This is a genomic window from Microbacterium sp. SORGH_AS_0969 (genome assembly GCF_030818255.1).
GTDB lineage: Bacteria > Actinomycetota > Actinomycetes > Actinomycetales > Microbacteriaceae > Microbacterium.
Genome location: NZ_JAUTAG010000001.1, coordinates 542,914 through 560,532 on the forward strand (window position 1 = coordinate 542,914; position 17,619 = coordinate 560,532).

At 68.6% G+C, this 17,619-nt stretch carries 15 protein-coding genes; 9 read left to right on the forward strand and 6 right to left on the reverse strand.

The genetic code is table 11. The features are described 5' to 3' along the window. The first annotated feature begins 20 nt into the window (after nucleotides 1-20). From QE388_RS02490 to QE388_RS02505, 4 genes are all read left to right on the forward strand, one after another. Nucleotides 21-1,346 carry a UDP-glucose/GDP-mannose dehydrogenase family protein gene (locus QE388_RS02490; protein WP_307382699.1) on the forward strand — a complete coding sequence of 442 codons (1,326 nt, stop codon included), beginning with the start codon at nucleotides 21-23 and terminating at the stop codon, nucleotides 1,344-1,346. Between the two features lie 340 nt (nucleotides 1,347-1,686). Next, nucleotides 1,687-3,681, forward strand: coding sequence for an AarF/ABC1/UbiB kinase family protein (locus QE388_RS02495; protein WP_307382701.1), 1,995 nt, complete (start codon nucleotides 1,687-1,689; stop codon nucleotides 3,679-3,681). Between the two features lie 111 nt (nucleotides 3,682-3,792). Then, the gene (locus QE388_RS02500; protein ID WP_275798425.1) at nucleotides 3,793-3,951 is read left to right on the forward strand and encodes a hypothetical protein; all 159 of its coding nucleotides are present in this window, start codon (nucleotides 3,793-3,795) and stop codon (nucleotides 3,949-3,951) included. Between the two features lie 55 nt (nucleotides 3,952-4,006). Continuing rightward, on the forward strand, nucleotides 4,007-4,492 hold the full coding sequence (locus QE388_RS02505) for a VanZ family protein (RefSeq protein ID WP_275798427.1): 486 nt from the start codon (nucleotides 4,007-4,009) through the stop codon (nucleotides 4,490-4,492). 22 nt (nucleotides 4,493-4,514) lie between these two features. Here QE388_RS02505 and QE388_RS02510 read toward each other — a convergent pair whose 3' ends face one another. The 3 genes from QE388_RS02510 to QE388_RS02520 form a co-directional block, all read right to left on the reverse strand. Then, nucleotides 4,515-5,171 carry a hypothetical protein gene (locus QE388_RS02510; RefSeq protein WP_307382703.1) on the reverse strand — a complete coding sequence of 219 codons (657 nt, stop codon included), beginning with the start codon at nucleotides 5,169-5,171 and terminating at the stop codon, nucleotides 4,515-4,517. Between the two features lie 219 nt (nucleotides 5,172-5,390). Beyond that, nucleotides 5,391-5,819, reverse strand: coding sequence for a hypothetical protein (locus tag QE388_RS18505; protein ID WP_373426632.1), 429 nt, complete (start codon nucleotides 5,817-5,819; stop codon nucleotides 5,391-5,393). A gap of 5 nt (nucleotides 5,820-5,824) precedes the next feature. Beyond that, a complete protein-coding gene (locus tag QE388_RS02520; protein WP_275798433.1) occupies nucleotides 5,825-6,100 on the reverse strand; it encodes a helix-turn-helix domain-containing protein in 276 nt (91 codons plus the stop codon). 345 nt (nucleotides 6,101-6,445) lie between these two features. Here QE388_RS02520 and QE388_RS02525 point away from each other — a divergent pair, with 345 nt between their 5' ends. Next, entirely contained in the window at nucleotides 6,446-7,918 is a 1,473-nt protein-coding gene (locus QE388_RS02525) for a sugar transferase (RefSeq protein WP_307382708.1), read from the forward strand. 65 nt (nucleotides 7,919-7,983) lie between these two features. Here QE388_RS02525 and QE388_RS02530 read toward each other — a convergent pair whose 3' ends face one another. Then, complete coding sequence (locus QE388_RS02530) at nucleotides 7,984-9,636, reverse strand: polysaccharide biosynthesis tyrosine autokinase (protein WP_307382710.1); 1,653 nt, start codon at nucleotides 9,634-9,636, stop codon at nucleotides 7,984-7,986. A 335-nt stretch (nucleotides 9,637-9,971) separates the two neighbouring features. On the opposite strand from QE388_RS02530, the gene QE388_RS02535 reads away from it, so the two are divergent. Continuing rightward, nucleotides 9,972-12,443 carry a LuxR family transcriptional regulator gene (locus tag QE388_RS02535; protein WP_307382712.1) on the forward strand — a complete coding sequence of 824 codons (2,472 nt, stop codon included), beginning with the start codon at nucleotides 9,972-9,974 and terminating at the stop codon, nucleotides 12,441-12,443. 31 nt (nucleotides 12,444-12,474) lie between these two features. Here QE388_RS02535 and QE388_RS02540 read toward each other — a convergent pair whose 3' ends face one another. Continuing rightward, nucleotides 12,475-12,678: a hypothetical protein gene (locus QE388_RS02540; protein ID WP_275800944.1), complete on the reverse strand. Its 204-nt coding sequence runs from the start codon at nucleotides 12,676-12,678 to the stop codon at nucleotides 12,475-12,477. A gap of 136 nt (nucleotides 12,679-12,814) precedes the next feature. Between QE388_RS02540 and QE388_RS02545 the strand changes: the two genes are divergently transcribed. Both QE388_RS02545 and QE388_RS02550 read left to right on the forward strand, forming a co-directional pair. Continuing rightward, the gene (locus QE388_RS02545; protein WP_307382716.1) at nucleotides 12,815-13,579 is read left to right on the forward strand and encodes an ABC transporter ATP-binding protein; all 765 of its coding nucleotides are present in this window, start codon (nucleotides 12,815-12,817) and stop codon (nucleotides 13,577-13,579) included. Beyond that, nucleotides 13,576-15,030: an FtsX-like permease family protein gene (locus tag QE388_RS02550; protein ID WP_307382718.1), complete on the forward strand. Its 1,455-nt coding sequence runs from the start codon at nucleotides 13,576-13,578 to the stop codon at nucleotides 15,028-15,030. The genes QE388_RS02545 and QE388_RS02550 overlap by 4 nt, the downstream gene beginning before the upstream one ends. A gap of 2 nt (nucleotides 15,031-15,032) precedes the next feature. Here the strand turns inward: QE388_RS02550 and QE388_RS02555 are convergent, their stop codons facing one another. Then, nucleotides 15,033-15,704: a DUF998 domain-containing protein gene (locus tag QE388_RS02555; RefSeq protein ID WP_275800949.1), complete on the reverse strand. Its 672-nt coding sequence runs from the start codon at nucleotides 15,702-15,704 to the stop codon at nucleotides 15,033-15,035. 534 nt (nucleotides 15,705-16,238) lie between these two features. Here QE388_RS02555 and QE388_RS02560 point away from each other — a divergent pair. Continuing rightward, nucleotides 16,239-17,594, forward strand: coding sequence for a cell division initiation protein (locus QE388_RS02560; protein WP_307382720.1), 1,356 nt, complete (start codon nucleotides 16,239-16,241; stop codon nucleotides 17,592-17,594). Nucleotides 17,595-17,619: the final 25 nt, after the last annotated feature.

Here is a 17,619-nt window from a genome sequence, read left to right on the forward strand (position 1 = left end):
GAATCTGAAAGGCTTTCATCGTGCGTTTGTCTGTAGTGGGGTGCGGTTACCTGGGTGCGGTGCACGCGGCGGCGATGGCATCCATCGGCCATGAGGTCGTGGGCATCGACGTCGACGAGCGCAAGATCGCCGCTCTGAGCAAGGGCGAGGCGCCCTTCTTCGAGCCCGGGCTGCAGGAGATCCTGACCGAGGGCATCGCGTCGGGCCGGCTCTCCTTCACGACCGACATGTCCGCCGCGCAGGGGGCCAAGGTCCACTTCATCGGCGTGGGTACCCCGCAGCAGGCTGGTGGGTACGCGGCCGACCTCACCTACGTGAACGCCGCCGTCGACGGACTGCTTCCCTACCTGTCCGAGGGCGATCTCGTGGCCGGAAAGTCGACCGTGCCGGTCGGCACCGCAGCGACGCTCGCCCCGCGGGTGACCGAGACGGGCGCGACCCTGGTGTGGAACCCGGAGTTCCTCCGGGAGGGATGGGCCGTTCAGGACACGATCGACCCCGACCGCCTGGTGGCCGGCGTCCCGTTCTCAGAGGGCGTCGCGACCGTGGAGGGCGAGCGAGCCGCGCAGATCCTCCGCGAGGTCTATCACCCCTCGATCGCGAAGGGCACGCCGTTCATCGTCACGGACTACGCCACCGCCGAGCTCGTGAAGGTCTCCGCCAACGCCTTCCTGGCGACGAAGATCAGCTTCATCAACGCCATCGCCGAGATCGCCGAGGTGACCGGTGCCGACGTGACGACCCTTGCCGACGCGATCGGGCACGACGCCCGTATTGGCCGCCGCTTCCTCGGGGCCGGCATCGGTTTCGGTGGCGGCTGCCTGCCGAAGGACATCCGTGCTTTCTCGGCGCGCGCCGAAGAACTCGGCCGCGGCGAGTCCGTCGCCTTCCTGCGCGAGATCGACGCCATCAATCTGCGTCGACGCGACCGTGCGGTCGAACTGACGAGCGAGGCACTGGGCGGCTCGGTCTACCAGAAGAAGGTCACCGTGCTCGGCGCCGCGTTCAAGCCGCACAGCGACGACATCCGGGACTCCCCCGCCCTCGACGTCGCGGTTCGCCTGCACGGTCTGGGCGCCGATGTCACTCTGACCGACCCCGCGGCCATCGAGAACGCGCAGCGCATCCACCCGCAGCTGACCTACGTGCACGACCGCGACGAGGCACTTCAGGACGCGGATGCCGTCATCGTCGTCACCGAATGGGACGAGTACCGTCATCAGCTCGATCCGGCGCACGCGGCCACGCTCACGCGGGGACACATCGTGATCGACGGTCGCAACTGCCTCGACGCGTCCGCCTGGCGGGCTGCGGGCTGGACGTACCACGGCATGGGTCGCCCCTGATCTCAGCGCTCCCGTCGAACGCCTCGGCCTCGGCCGGGGCGTTCGGCGTCTCCTCGGGGCTCCTGTCGCGGGCCACGGACGAATCCTGTGGACAACGCTCCTCCCCCTGCATGCGCATGTAAGAATGCATACCCCGCCACAAAGGACACGCATGCTCCCGACACTTCGCCTCTCCGTTCCGTCGGCGTCGTCAGACGACGACAGCGACCGGGGATTCGCTCCTCGATGCCCGTCCTGCCTCACGGCCATGGTCGAGACCTGTTCCGGTCGCCTCGCGCACTGGTCCTGCGCGCACTGCGGACATATCCGCATCTCGTGATGCTGCCGCTACGCTGACCCCGTGGTCGTCAGCCTTCTCATCTCCGTCGCCGCCGTCGTCTCGGCGGTGCTCGTGGGGTTCGTCGCCCGCCGCATCCTCGGAACCGCCGTCGGGTGGCCGCGCAGCATCGTCGTCGGGCTGCTCGTCTTCTTCGTCGGCGTCCCCTTCGCGGAATGGACCCTCCGGCAGACGGGCACATCTCCGGACGCCTCGGGAAGCGTCGGTCTGTGGCTCGCACTGATCGCCCTCGCCATCGCCTGGGCCTTCGCGATCGGGGTGGCGGCACTGGTGGCGAGCGAAGCGATCTTCCCCACACGTCCTCTTCCCAACCCCGTCGATCTCGTCCGGGCCGCACTGCGGCAACGCAAGCGCACGCGGCGCTATCTCGAGATCCTGGCGATCGCTTCCCGACACGGCGTGGGCTGGCTGTTCCACGGCGGTCACGCACGAGTGGAACAGGAGCTGAGCACCGCGGAGGAGCGCGCCAACGCGATCGTCGCGACCATCAACGACGCCGGCGTCAGCTTCGTCAAGCTCGGTCAGGTGCTCTCGACTCGCCGCGACCTCATCCCCGAGCCGTACCTCAGCGCACTGTCGACCCTGCAGACCAAGGCGACGACCCTGCCCTGGGAGACGGTGCGCGAGGTGATCGAGACCGACCTCGGCACCTCGATCGACGAGGTCTACGCCGAAGTCGATCGTGCGCCGCTCGCGGCCGCCTCGGTGGCTCAGGTCCACCGAGCACGGCTGCTCGACGGGACGGAAGTGGTGGTGAAAGTGCAACGTCCCGCCGCGCGTGCGCAGGTGGAAGCGGATGCCGACATCATCGGGAGACTCGCGCATCGCGCCGAGGTCCGCACGCGGGTGGGGAAAGACCTTCACATCGCGTCGGTCGCGCGGGGCTTCACCGCGACGCTCCTGGAGGAGCTCGACTATCGCATCGAGGCGCGCAACACCGACATGATCCGTTCCACCCTCGAGCGCATCGACAAGGCGGAGCCCGATCGCCGGGGTCTCGTCTCGGTGCCACGGGTCTTTCCCGACGCGAGCGGGCCGCGGGTTCTGACGATGGACCTGGTCGACGGCGCCGCGTTGAGTGATTCCGCCGAGGCTCTCGCGACGCTGGGACCGGAGCAACGGGATCGGCTCGCCCAGGTGCTCATGTCCACGGTCATCGAGCAGATCCTCGTGTACGGCGTGTTCCACGCCGACCTCCACCCGGGCAACGTCCTCCTGAAGGGCGACGGCACCCTCGGACTCATCGACTTCGGCGCGGTGGGGATCATCGAACGCAGCCGACGCGAGCACATGACGGCCCTGCTCCTGGCCGCGCTGAGCGAGAACGACGTGGCGGCGACCGATGCTCTGCTCCTCATCGTCGACGCCCCCGACGACGTCGATCTCGAAGCATTCCGGCACGACGTGGGAATCGTGCTCACAACCGAACACCTGCGAACGGGCGGCCAGGGGTCGATCTTCACGCGCATGGTCGACGTCATCCGTCAGCATCGCATCGCCCTGCCCGGCGAACTCGCGTCGGCCTTTCGCAGCTTCGCGACCCTCGAGGGGTGCCTGCGCGTGATCGTCGATGACTTCGACATGGTGGGGCGCGCGTTGCCGCTGATGCCGACGCTGCTGCGGCGAACCCTGTCCATGACGCGACTGGCGACGGACCTCCAAGCTGCGACCGTGATCTCGATGGCGCGCATCCAGCGCATGCCTCGGCGCCTCGAGGCTCTCCTCACGGGAATCGAGAAGGGCTCGATCGGCGTCACCCTCCGCTCCGAGGAGGGGAAGGATGCCGGCGGCATCCTGAACCGGGTCACGGCCGAGGCCGCATCGACTCTGGTTTCCATCGCGGCGGTGGTGATCGCCGTCGTCCTCATCATTTCCGGCGGGGGTCCGGTCCTCGGCGGATCCGTGACCCTCTTCGCGGTCCTCGGCGCCGTGATCGGGTTGTTCGGCTTCCTCGGGCTGCTCCGCATCGTGCGACGGACATTCGGCGGGCGCGGCTGAAGAATCGACGATCTTTCGTCGCGCCGATGCGCCCACAGGACACCGGGCGCCGCTACTGTGAGCAGCAGTCACCTCGTCGTTGCACCACCCGGACTCCAAAGGAGAAGTCCCATGGTCGTCACATTCCTGGTCGCCCTGCTCGCGTGGATCGTCATCTCACTCGGCGCCGGCATCGGCCTCGGCCGCATGATGGCGCGCGCCGAGACGGAGGACGGCCGCGTGCCGCCCCTGGCCGGTCGAACGGCCGGCACCACCGCCGCGCGACTCTGATCTCACCCGCTCCCTCCACGAAGGAGGGGCTCGGGCTTCGGGCCTACCGTGAGGCATGCCCATTGCCCGTGCGGTCGCTCGTCGCCGCCGAACAGCCATGACGACCGCGGCGGCCTACCTCATCGCCCTGGCGACGATCGTGTTCTGGCCCGAGCATGTGGATGCCTGGGCGGCCAGGTGGTATCCCGAACTGATCCGATCCGCGCCGTCCCTCTTCCCATTCGGAGTGGATGCCACGCTCAACGTGATTCTGTTCCTCCCGTTCGGCGGCCTCTTGAACAGCGTTCTCCCACGGCGCCCTCTCAGCGCGATCGGACTCGCTTGGGTGACGTCGTTGCTCATCGAGATCGCGCAAGGGCTCTTCCTGCCCGGCCGCACATCCAGCGCCATCGATGTAGCGGCCAACACCCTCGGCGCGGCTCTGGGGTACGCAGCAACGGCGCTCGTCAGGTGGCAGCGGCGAGAACGTTCGAAACGCCGACTGACGACGACGGCGACCGCCGATTCCGCCGACACAACGAGCGCGAGCCCCGCGGCGTGACGCTCCGTCGATCCGCCGGCGCTCAGCCGGGGGTACGGGTCGATTCTCGATACTCTCTGCGTGTCAGCGGCCGAACGGGGCCATGGCCTGTCCCGCCCGAGCCGAGCAGATCAGACGCGGCCTCGGCGATCGCATCAACGGCACTCGTGGCGCTTCTCTCGAAGTCGGCCCACACTGCGGGTCCCTGTCCGATCGGGTCGATGATGTCGTCTTCGCTTCGATCGACGTGACGCTCCACGGCACGAACCCGGGCGACGGCGGAGAGCAGCGCCGGCCATGTGGCCGCAGCCTCCGTCGAGCGTGCCGCACCGACGAGTCGCGCGAACTCGCGAACGGTGAAGACCGTCGCCATCAGGTCGGGCCGCATTCCCAGGACCACCCGCCGGTGTGTGCGCTCCGCACACAGCACCGTGGTTCCCGGGCGGAGCATCTGCTCATTCAAGAGCCGCGTGCGATGCTCCTCGAGCGAAAAGCCCTTCGCCAGCGCGAGGCTGCGTGCGCCCGCCTCAGCGCGGAGACCCGATCGGGCCGCGGTTCCCGCGCTCTCGAGGTCGACCCTGCCGGACCCCTTCTCTGCGAGCCGCTGACGTAGGAGGTTCTCGATGAACGGCGACCGGATCGCATTCGCCGTGCAGACGACGATCACGTGCGGCGCGAGCAAGGAACGTGGCGAGGACATCGAGGGTCTCCTTCCGCGTGGCGCCTCCACGCTCCCCCAGTCAAACGCAGGTTGCTCACGGCGGACCGCCACCGCCGTCCTCCCCACGAAGGACGAATTCTGGGGTGAAATCAGTGCGGCGTGACGCGTGACCATCCCGTCGTCGACCGCTTCGCGCGCGCATCGTCGAAGCGCGACAGCGGCGCCCTTCCCGACGCCACGCGACTGCCCTGTGCCCCCTCACCCCGCGTCATTCCGAAGCGCCGCGGCGATATCGCGATCCTCACGCAGAAGCCTGCCGAGAACACGCGCCGCCGCGGCGTCGATCGCAACGGTGCGTCCGGCTCCGAATTCGAGGGCGACCCACGTTTCGCGGTCGTCGGGGCCGCGGACGAGGCCCACTTCGATGTCGGTCACCGTGCCACCGCCGACGAACCCCTCCCGAACGCGCGCCGGAAAGCCCGTACCGGCGCTTCGATGCACCTCATCGTCCGGGTGGACGGTGTGACCGTGCTCTGTCGTGCACCACACGAAGGCGCACTTCTCCGATCCCGGAGAATGCGCCGCGGGGATTGAGTTCATGCCTGACACCTCTCTCGCTGAGTCGTCGCTGCGCGACGACCCGATCATCGGTGGGCACGCACAAAGTGAACCACGACCCTCCGACATCGAGGTCAACGCCCGGGCGCAACCCCTCCTGGCCGCTCGGGAATCAGCTCATCCAGAGACAGATCGAGCACTTCCGCCAGCACGACGAGCGTCCTCAGACGGGGATTGGCGGGAGTCCCCGGATTGGACTCGCCTTTCTCGAGCTTGCGGTACGTGAAGGTGGCAAGGCCCGCCGCGTGGGCGACGTGCTCTTGGGAGAGTCCGCGCGTCGCGCGGGCGCGAAGAAGTCGCTTTCCCAGTTCCTGGGCGAAGTCGTTCCACGGGTCCGGCGCATCGTTCATCTCCCCAGCTTGATCCGCAGGCTACGCGCACATGAACATGTTTACATGTCGTAGCGACCATCAGCCTCGACGGGTCGTCACGCGAGGCGCGGGTGAAGGATCCCGAGAGTCGGGTGAGCGTTCAGGGGATCAGTGTCGAGCGCCTTCGGCGGGCTGAGCAGGACGCGAGAGTTCGCGCGGTCGGCCCCGGGAATCCGTCGACACCGGCGACTTCACCCGGACTCGGGCCCGTTCGACCCGATCGAGACCGCGCCCGGCGAATGGCACAGTTCCGAGGCCCGCCGCATTCCTCCCGACCCCGCGGCGGCCCCTTCTCGGCCCTCGGCCGCCGTCAGTGGAGCGTTCATGAACTTCGCCGTCTCAACCGTGACTTCACCACCTCCCGCGTCACCCTCGCTCCCACGGCGTGCTCCGGGAACGTCGTGGGAGCGCCGGTACGCCACGATCCTCGTCCTCGTCGACACGGCCGTCGTGCTGGCCGCGGTCTTCGGGGCACAGCTGCTCTGGCTCGGACCTCATCCGATCGAGGTCAGCGCACTACCCGTGAGCTACACGGCCGTTTCCGTTCTCCTCTCCGCAGCGTGGCTCATCGCACTCGCGCTGAGCGGGAGCAGGCATCGTCGGGTTGTCGGACACGGCATCGCCGAGCATCGACTGATCATCGGGGCGTCGCTACAGCTGTTCGGCCTGATCGCGATCGGGGTCTACTTGGGAGGTATTGACCTGTCGCGCGGGTACTTCCTCCTCAGCCTGCCGGTCGGGACGGCCGTCCTGGTCGGTATGCGAACGGCCTGCCGGTCATGGCTCGTACGCCGGCGACGACACGGCGCGATGACAACGCGAGTGATTCTGGTGGGCGGGCAGCAGGAGAACTCCCGCGTCGCCGCCGAACTCCGACGTCGACCGGAGGTCGGGTTCGTCGTCGTCGGCGTTCACACCCTCACCGACGACGCGACCGACGGCGGGTGGGACGGGGATCAGTCACGCCTCCTGCGCGAACGGCTCCAGGATCTCGACGCCGACAGCGTCCTGATCACCGGCAGCGCACATCTCGAACCGCAGGACATCCGTCGGATCGGGTGGGGCCTGGAGCCGGGACGCGAGCACCTCATCGTCGCCCTCAATCTGGTCGACGTGGCAGGACCGCGCATCCACACGCGACCGATCGCCGGTCTTCCTCTCGTACACATCGAGACACCTCAGTACTCCGTCGCGCAACGAGTCCTGAAACGCGCGTTCGACATCGTCGGCTCGGCGACGTTGATCCTGCTCCTCTCACCCGTCCTGCTCACCGTGGCCGCCCTCGTGCGGATGTCGGGCCCCGGGCGCGTCCTCTTCCGCCAGCAGCGGGTCGGCCAAGGCGGAGCGCACTTCGGAATGCTCAAGTTCCGCTCGATGGTCGACGGTGCCGACGCGCGCCTGCGTGAGCTGCTGATCGAACAGGGAAGAGACGGGACGCCCCTGTTCAAGGTCGAGAACGACCCGCGCGTGACACCGATCGGACGGTGGCTGCGTAAGTACTCCCTCGACGAACTGCCCCAGTTGTTCAACGTCCTCCGCGGTCACATGAGCCTGGTCGGGCCCCGCCCGCAGCGCGATGCGGAAGTCGCGTTCTACGACGACGACGCTCGCCGGCGCCTCATCGTCCGACCGGGGATGAGCGGACTGTGGCAAGTGAGCGGTCGGTCGGCACTCGCGTGGGACGACGCCATCCGACTCGATTTGTTCTACGTCGAGAACTGGTCGCTCGTCGGCGACATCGTCATCCTGGCGCGAACCTTCAAGGCGGTGGTCGCTCCGGGGGCGACGGCGCACTGACGAGAGCATGAAGGGGGCGCCGATCCGATATCGGATCGGCGCCCCCCTTCATGCCGGTGACGAGATCACGAGCGACGACGGCGACGATTCTCCCCTGCACCCTCGGGGATGACGCCGGATGCCGCGGCGACAGCCGCGCCCTGTTCACCCGCCAGTTCACCTGATTGCGCGGGCGCGGTCCTCTTCTGCGACAGAGTCCGCAGACCGCTGACGTTGTCGGGCGGAAGGTCCGAGCGGCGCCGCGGGCCGGGATCGCCCTCGATCTCGATGTCGCCACCGCGCGCTCGCCGCGAGCCACTGAACCAGCCTCGCCGCCACCACGCGCCTTGCGGACTCGCGGGGACGCCATAGCCGTAGTACCCCCCGTACTGCGCTCCGTAGTAGCTCGAATCCGCGCCTCGGAGTGGCATACGGTTCAAGACGACGCCGAGCAGTCGGCCCCGCGTCTTCTCGATGTTCTCCGATGCGCGAACGAGCATGTCGTCCGTGGTGCGTCCGGCAGTGACGACGAGAACGGCACCGTCCGCCCAGCTCGCTATCACCGCGGCATCCGCGACGGCGAGGGTGGGAGGAGAGTCGATGACGACGATCATGTCGTCTGCGAGCCTCCGGGTGAGCTGCTGCATGCGCTGAGAGCCGACCATCTCCGTGGGGTTCGGAGGCGTACGACCGGCCGCGACGACGAAGAGGCGACCGTGCTCATCGACCTGATGAGCCACCTGTTCGATGCGTGCACGTCCGGCCAGCACATCCGAGAGGCCGACGTCATCCGAGAAGCCGAAGATCCCTCCCAGCACGGGGCGGCGCATGTCCGCGTCGATGAGGATCACGGACTGGCCGGTCGCCGCGATGCTCACCGCGAGATTCGCCGCGGTGGTCGACTTCCCATCGCCCGGGAGCGGGCTCGTGATCACGATGACGCGCGCGGGGTGGTCGACATCGACGTACTGGAGGTTGGTGCGGAGCTCGCGCATCGCCTCCTTGTGCGCGAAGGAGCCCCGCCCGTCTCGGATGTCGTCGAACGAGAACACGGCGCGTCCGGATGCCAGTTCCTTCTCGACCGGCAGCACACCGATCACGGAGGCGTCGACCGCCTCCGTGATGTCGTGGACCGAGCGCAGGCGCCGGTCGAAAGCGCGCCGCACGAGCGCGAAGACGATGCCCAGAACCGCTCCGCCGATGGCTCCGAGAGCCACGGCGAGTCGAACGTTCGGAGACGACGGCGACGTGGGGAGCCGGGCGGAATCCCCCGCGATCAATTGGACCGCCCCCTCACCCGAGCCAGGGGATTGCAGGCCGTTCACCTCCTTGGTCATGCCGCGGATCCACGCCTCCGCCAGGTCTCGAGCAGATTCCGGCGTCGGCCCGTTGGCCTGGACCTTTACGTTGACCGTGTCGACCGGGTTGGACACCTGGATGCGCTGCACCAGAGATTCCGGACTGTCCGTCAGGCCCAGATCCTCCCGGGCGGACTCCGCGACGCTGCGCCAGTACCCCATGTCGATGAACGACTTGACCTTCGACAGCGCCAGCTGGTCGCCGGCGAGAGCCGCCCCGGTGGAATTGTCGGAGGTCACCGCGGCCACGTAGCCGCTCGCATCTGCCGTATACACACGGGGCTGCAGCGCGCTCCACCCCAGACCGACCAGGCCGCCGGCGACGGTCAGGGCGACGATCGCCTTCCAGTAGGCCCGCAGAACGCGAACCACCCGCTGCATATCCACTCGATCCCGCCTTTCCCACGCCCGGCGACAGGCCGCCGAGCCGGACGCAGCATAGGCAGACACGAGCTCCACCTCGCGACGCCCCTCACCGGAAGCGCCCCGGGCGAGGGCCCGGGACACCCCGTAGCGCCCCGGCCGACGGGGCGGGGAGTATGACGCGGAAGGGGTGATGAGGGGATGACGCCGGGGATGAAAGACCCCCTCACGGGAGAGGAGTCGAATGAATCACCCCCAATGATCAGCAGTGCGCGCCATCACGCGAGACACCGATTGCCCTTCCCTCAAGCCCGGAGGGAAAGGGACGACGGTCACCGAGTTGGAGATACCCGATGCTGATCGACCTGGACACCTCACCCTCTCTCGCGCGCGCCTCCCGCCGCGCGAGCCGATTCTGGACTCCTCGCTGCGACACGGTGACGACGTTGAAAGACGCCGTGACCAGCGATGTGGTGCTTCTCCGCGGCCCCGCGAGGGTCGGGAAGACGTCACTGCTCCGACAGTTCGCCACCGCTCTCGTGGACGACCCCGACATCGGAGTCCAGCTGATCGACGCGGCGCAGATCACACCCGAGAGGTTCGAAAGGGTCTCGGCGGCGTTCCAGGAGGGGCCCGCGCAGCACGTCCTCCTGGTCGACAACCTCACGGACAAGCAGGGGGTGACCTCCGAACAGATCCTCGACCTCCTCCGCGCGGACGGCGATCTCCGCGTCGTCGCGGCCACCCGGCATGTCACCCGTTTGGAGAGCCCCTTGGTCACCCTCGAGTTCGATGTCCACGTGGTTCCGCCCGCGGATCTCCTGATGTCGCGCGCCGAGCTGGCTCTGGTGTTCGAACTCAACGGGGTGGAGATCACGGATGCAGCTCTCGACGTCGTCATGGCGCGCACGCACGGGTGGCCGGCCCTCGCCCAGCTCGTGAGTTCGCGACTTCGCCTCGAAGGGCTCTCGCTCCGCAGTCGCGACGAGGCGGAAGCCATCGCGGAGCATGCGAGTCGATCCCTGACCGGCGACATGGAACAGCACCTGACGACACCGATCACCGACGATCTGCGCCTGCTCGCCGTCGCACCGTTTATCAATGTCGAGCTCGCCGAGGCCATTGGAATCGACTCGACCACCGCGACGGCCCAGCAGCTGCTGTCCGAGCTGCAGGACGCGGGCTTCGTCTGGCCGAGCTCGACCCGCCTCGTCCTCGCAGAGCCCGTGCGAGCGCAATGGCTGCGCGAGATCGAGACCCGGCGACCCGCAGAGGTCGATCGAGCGCGCGTGCGGCTGCTGGAGCATCTCGTCGCGACGGGAGAGCCCCTCCGAGCCGCCCAGCTGGCCGCCGACGCCGGTCAGTGGACGACCCTCGCGTCCGTGCTGCGCTCGTCCGGGCCGGAAGTGTGGTCGCGCGACGCCGACGGCTTCCGGTCACTGATCTCTGCGCTCCGCTCGCACGGCGGTTCCGACCCGATCGTCGTCGACACCCTTCTGAGGCTCGACCCCGAGACGGTCACGTCATCCGAGACGCCGGTCGCCGTGATCAGCGCCCTCAGCAAGCTCCCCGAGGCGAAAGCTGCGGCGCACGGTCGAATCGAGGCACTCCTTCTCCGTGTGAGCCTGCTGCGAGCCGCGGGCCGCTTCGCCCTCGCCACCGAATCGGCCGCGCTGCTCGTCGACGCGCTTCGTCGTCGCCAGGACCTCGCAGCCGACATCGTCACCGAGGGCTGGTACCAGGTCGGCATGACGCACTTCGCGATGGGCAAGCTTCGCGACGCCTCCTTGGCGATCGGTCAGGTCGAGCGGATGGCCCCGCCTGCCCAGAAGATGCGCGCGCGTGGGGTCCTCGCCGTCATCGCCTTGTTGGAAGGCGATGTGCGTGCGGCGGAGTCCCGCATCGCGACCGCTCGAACGGACGGATGGGTCGACACTCCCTGGGGGGAAAGCCTCCGCCTGGCCTCCGCCTGGTTGTCGCTCGAGCACGGCGACGCACTCGAGGCTCGGACGATTCTCGAGTCCGTTCCGGCCACCGCATCGGCGCGCGAGCTGTGGCCCTACGCGGCCGCCACTCAAGCTCTCGCGTTCCTCCTCTCGGGGGCGGCGCCCGATGCGCTCGGGATGCTGCGGTCGTGGGGTGTTCGTGCCCGCAGCACCCCGCCGTCGCATTTCCAGTCCACGCAGATGCTCACGGCTCGCGCGAAGGTGCTCATCGCTCTCCGCCAGGCGAGGAAGGCACTCGCGTTGTTCGAGGGACCGTTCGGCCTGTCCTCGGCGACGGCTCCGGCCATCGCCCTGTCGCAGCTGTACGCGGGTCGCGCACACGAGGCGTATGTCATGAGCGTGAAGTGGGGTATCCACCAGGAGTCTTCACCTCGGGCTTCGCTCGAGAGCATGGTGGTCAGCATCGTGGCCGATATCCGATTGAACGGCTCTGCCGCACAACGGAGCACGGTGCAACGCGCGGAGGCGATCAGCATCAGGAACGATCTGTGGACTCCGTGGAGTGCGGTCGCTCCCGAAGACCGCGCGATGGTCCTCAGCGCGCTGTCCAGCGGCGCGCGTGAAAAGGTCCTGACCCGCGATTCGTTCTTCGCATCATCCGTCAGCGTCCCTCATCTCACCAAGAGGGAGCAGGTCGTCCTGGCACAGTTGACACCCGAGGCGACCATCGTCGACATTGCGCGCATCCTCGTCGTGTCGCCGAACACCGTGAAGACGCAGTTGCAGAGCCTGTATCGCAAGCTGGGGGTCTCGGACCGAGCCAGTGCCATCCGGGCTGCCCATGCCTGGGGTCTCATCGAGAGCGAAAATGAGGGGTGACCCCACTCGCCGTCGCGGCGATCACTGTCCGTCAGCGACGATCGGCGCGACGGCGATCGGCGCGACGGCGGGCCCGCACGACGATGAACCGAACAAGCACGAGAAGCAGGAGCGTGAGGACGACGCCGGGGAAGGTGAGCGGCACACCCGCGCCACGGAGTACGGCGAGCACGACGAGGAGCGCAGCTGCGGGAGCGACCCATCCGAGGACGCGCCAGGCAAGTCGTCGATTCACACGCCAACGCTAACGGTTGGCCGGCAGCGGCTCGCGTCCCGTCATCGGCCCCGTCACTCTCGAGGATGACGCTCCGGCCACGAAGTCCTCCGTCGAGCCGACGCGCTCCGAGAGGGGGATTTCTAGCGTGGGAGCCATGAACATCTCCCCGAGCGACGCCGGCTTCGCCGCCCGCGTCGAAAACCTCACGAAAACCTTCGGAGACGGCGCCAACACCGTTCGCGCGCTCGACGGAGTCTCGCTCACCGTTCGCCGCGGCGAGTTCGTCGCGGTCATGGGACCGTCCGGTTCGGGCAAGTCCACGCTCATGCACGTGATGGCGGGCCTGGATGCACCCTCCAGCGGTCGGGCGTGGCTCGGCGAGCAAGAGATCACCGGCCTGTCCGACGCTGAGCTGACGGTCCTGCGGCGGCGGCGCGTCGGCTTCGTGTTCCAGGCTTTCAATCTCGTTCCCACGCTGACCGCGGCTGAGAACATCCGGCTGCCCTTCGACCTCGATGCTCGGCGACCCTCGGCGACAGAGGAGGCACGGATCGCGAGCCTCGTCGACTCGCTGGGACTGTCGGCGCGGATGAACCATCGCCCGGACCAGTTGAGCGGCGGGCAGCAGCAGCGTGTGGCCATCGCCCGCGCTCTCGCCACGGCGCCCGATCTCGTCTTCGCGGACGAGCCGACCGGCAATCTCGACAGCAGGTCCGGGCGCGAAGTGCTGCAGCTGCTTCGGACGGCGGCGCGGGAGTTCGGTCAGTCGATCGCTATGGTCACGCACGACGCCGTAGCCGCGAGCCGCGCCGACCGAGTCGTCTTCGTGGCCGACGGTCGCGTCGTCGCAGACAAGCCCGGCCAGACCGCCGAGGAGATCTCGTCGTTCATGCTCCGCGCGGAAGGAGCTGCAGCATGACCGCCCCCGTCGTCACTCCCCCCGCACGCCGGAGCGCTGCGGCCTGGTTGCGCGAGCCCGGCATGGGTGCCACCGTGCTGGTCGGCGCGATCTCGACGGCGTTCGGTGTCGTCCTCCTCTCGGTCACGGAGTACGTCGCCACCCTCATCCGGACGCAGCCCGGACTCGAAGGGGTCGAGGGGGTGCAGAGTGTGCTCACCATCGCGACGACCGTCCTGGTGGGCCTGTCGATCTACGTCGGCGCGGTGGTCACCGCGAACACCTTCGCCACCGTGGTCGCGGGGCGGACACGCCGTATCGCGCTTCTGCGGCTGCTCGGGTCCTCCGCTCGACGTGAGCGGACGATCCTTGCTCGCCAAGGTCTCGTTCTGGGGTGCCTCGGTGCGGCGGCGGGGTTGATCGGCGGTCTCGTCGTCTCTCTCGTCGGACTGCGACTCGCGTCGAACGCGTGGGGGCTGGACGTTCAGTGGACCGTTCTCCGTGCCGATCTCGCGGCTCCCTCGATCGCCGTCATCCTCGTCACGTGGGCAGCCGCATGGGTCGGTTCGCGGCGGGTGGGGGTCGTCACCCCCGTCCAGGCGCTCTCGAATGCTGTGGAAGCGCCGCGTGAGCGGGTCGTCGCGCGACGCGGCCGTCATGTCACGGCGGCCGCGCTGGCCATCATCGGGACGGGGCTGCTGGCGGTCGGTATCGTCGTGGGGGGAGTGTCGTCGTCGGGCATCCTGTTCAGCTTCGTCGGAGGAGCGCTTTCGTTCACCGGGATCATCCTGGGTGCCACTCTCTTCCTTCCACCGGTGCTACGCGGGGTGGGAGCGTTGTTCGGGCGGAGCGTCGTCGCTCGGATGGCAGCGGCCAATGCCCTCCGGCATTCGGAACGCTCCTCGCGGATGGCGGTCGGCGTCGTCATGGGTGTGACCCTCGTGACCATGTTCGCCGTCGCGTCAGCCACCTCGACGCGCTTCTTCCACGTCGTCCTCGGCGAGGATATCCCCGCCGAACTCTCCCTCTCCGTCGACGTCTTCACCGGAGTGATGATGGGGCTGGTCGGGGTGTCCGCGGTCATCGCCGCGGTGGGAGTCGTGAACCTGCTGATCCTCGGCATCCTTCAGCGTCAGCGGGAGCTCGGTCTCCTTCGCGCTCTCGGACTGTCCGTCCGGCAGGTTCGCACGATGGTGGTCTGGGAAGCCGCGCACGTCGTTGTCACCTCGGTCGCGATCGGCCTCGTCTTGGGCGTGGTCTACGGCTGGGCGGGCGCGCAGTCCCTCTTCGGATGGATGCCGCACGCGGCCGGTTTCGCCGCCGGTCCCGTGTTCGTCGCGCCGGCGGTTCCGGCGTCCGCCGTCCTGGTCATCGCGGTCGCGACGGCCGCGCTCACCCTGGGCGCCTCGATCGTGCCCGCACGCCTTGCGACCCGTCTGAGCCCCGTGAGATCCCTCGCGGCTCAGGTCTGAGATCAGGACGCCGAGATGCGCTCGTCGGACGCCACCTGCAGACCGAAGACCCCGAACCACGCGATCGCGAGCGTGGCAGCGGTGAACTCGAGGTTGCCGCCGAGCACGGTGTCACCGCGGAACAGCGAGATCATGGCGCCGGTGAACGACGTGGCTCCCACGGCGACGAGCGTGGCCACGCTCGCGGCTCTCATCCACGGCCGGCGCCTCAGCGCGGCCACCTGGGCCATCGCGATGATCGCGAGCACGAACCCCATGACCGCAGAAGAAATGTGCACGAGGTCCTGCGGCAACGCGCCGGGGGTGAAGGGCACGGGGCAACCCGGCGAACACGTCACGACGGAAGCGAGCGCGAAGCAGAGGCCGCACGCGACCAGGGTCGCAGCAACCGGCCACCCTGCCCGGTACGGCCGCGCGCTGCCCACGACCGCGCGGTCGACGAGCACCGTGGCGACCGCCAGGAGCAAGAGCGCCAGGTTGAAGACGGGGGCGGTCGACATCCCGGTCGCCCCCAGCTGGCTGACGTAGTGGACGCTGGGCTCCCACGAACGGCACAGCCAGATCAGACCGGCGCTCGCGAACGCCGCGATCGCACCCGCCGTGGCAACGTGCGCGGGGCGCCGGAGTCGGCCGCTGCCGGTCGTCTCAGCGGACAGCTCCGTCGTTCGGGTCATTCGGCTCTCCGCGCGTGGTCAGTGGCCTCGCAACATTACCGTGCCCCCAGCCGCACCGCCGATGCGTGGATGACTCATCCGCGGGTCGCGGGTGATTTCCACCCGGCCTCACCGAGGGGCGCGAGCAGAGGTCGGATGCTGGTCAGGCGGGCAGAGCCTGCGGAACGCCTGCGTGCCGGGGGGCCGTATCGCGCTGCGGCTCTGCCCGTCTCTCGCTCCGGGGACGCGGCAATGACGTCGAGGCTTCGCGATCTTTCGACGGGCGATTCACCGGGTGAGGAATACCGCTCCCCGCGACGGACGAGCACCTCGGCGTGCGATTCTCTTCGGGAGCGATCAGGAATGGTTCTCCCCCAAGCACCCTTTCTCATTCGGTCGCTCTCCTCGGATGCGCGGTCTCCACACCACGGCACCCGGTCGTCGAGGCCGCGCATCCCCTTGGAACCTCCTTCGAGCTCTCCAGAGCGATCCCCCGCGTGGGGTTGAATCGAAGGGACGTCCGCGCCGGGACGCCACACCGCGAGAGGACTGCCTGTGACCGACGACCGCGAGATCGCGAACGACCACCGAGACGACACGGAAGGCGCTGGTACCGACGCCCTTCTCGACGAGCTGCTGTCGACCAGCGGTGAGGTCGACGGCACGACGGTCTTCCCCGTCGGCTTCCGCGGGTACGACCGCGAAGCCGTCGACGAGGCGATCCGGCAGCTGGTCGAGCGAGTCCGCCGAGCCACGGAGGACTCGCAGGATGCCAAGCGCCGCGCCGAAGCGATGTTCGCTCAGCAGCGCGCCGAGCACGACGCCGAACTCGAGGAGTCGGCCCGAAGGTACTCCGAAGAGGTCGCCGGCCTGCAGGAGCAGCTTCGCGCGGCTTCCGCGCGGGCCGCCGACGCGGAGTCTCAGGTGCACGCGCTGTCGGACGAGTTCGCGTCGAGGGAAGACGACGATCCCCAGCGGGGCCGTGAGCACTTCGACGCGATCCTCCGCGTCGCCGAGGAGCAAGCCGGTGTCCTCGTTCAGAATGCCGTCGCTCAGGCCGAGCGGCTCTTGGCGAGCGCCCACGACGAAGCCGCATCCATTCGCGATGAGGCCCTCGCCGAGCAGGACCGTCTCCGCGCCGAGGCGCAGCACGACGCTGATCAGGTTCGTCTGCGCATCGAGACCGAATCGACCGCCCACACCGCCCGCCTCGAGCGCGAGGGCGCACACGCCGCCGAGAAGGTCGCCCAGGCCGAGCGCGAGGCCGTCGCGATCCGCACAGAAGCGGAGAAGGGAGCGGCCGCACTGCGCTCGATGGCGTCTCGAGAGACCGGGGAGCTCCGCGCGAAAGCCGAACGCGATGTGCGGGAGATGACCGCGCGGGTCCTCGAGTTCGAAGAGTCGCTGACACGCCGCCAGGATGAGGCGCAGCAGGAGTTCCTCGTCCTGCACAACCAGGCCGTCGCGCACGCGGAGCGCATCACCGGCGATGCGAGCGAGCAAGTCGCCGCCGCCCTCGAGCACGCCCGTCGCATCTCCGCCCGTGCGGACGATTACGAGCGTCTCGCTCGCGCTCAAGCGCAGCAGGTCGAGGCCGATGCCCAGGTCAAGGCCCGAGAGATCCTCGACGCCTCCCGCGAGCGTGCGCAGCGTATCGCCGACAAGATCACCGAGCATGCGGCATCCGTCCTTCGCGACGCCGAAGACCGCACGCGCGACCTGCGGTGGCAGCAGCAGCAGCTCGGCAGCTTCATGTCGGAGATGAACGAACTGCTCCGCGCCGCGCCGCGCGGCGGGTCCGCGGGGGCCGACTTCGGAGACGAAAAGTCCACCGACGAGAGCGCCGATGATGCTGCCGTTCCTTCGGAGAGGGAAGAGACGACCGCCGATGAGGAGAACGAGCGCAGCTGAGGCGGGCGCCGTATGAGCCGCCGAT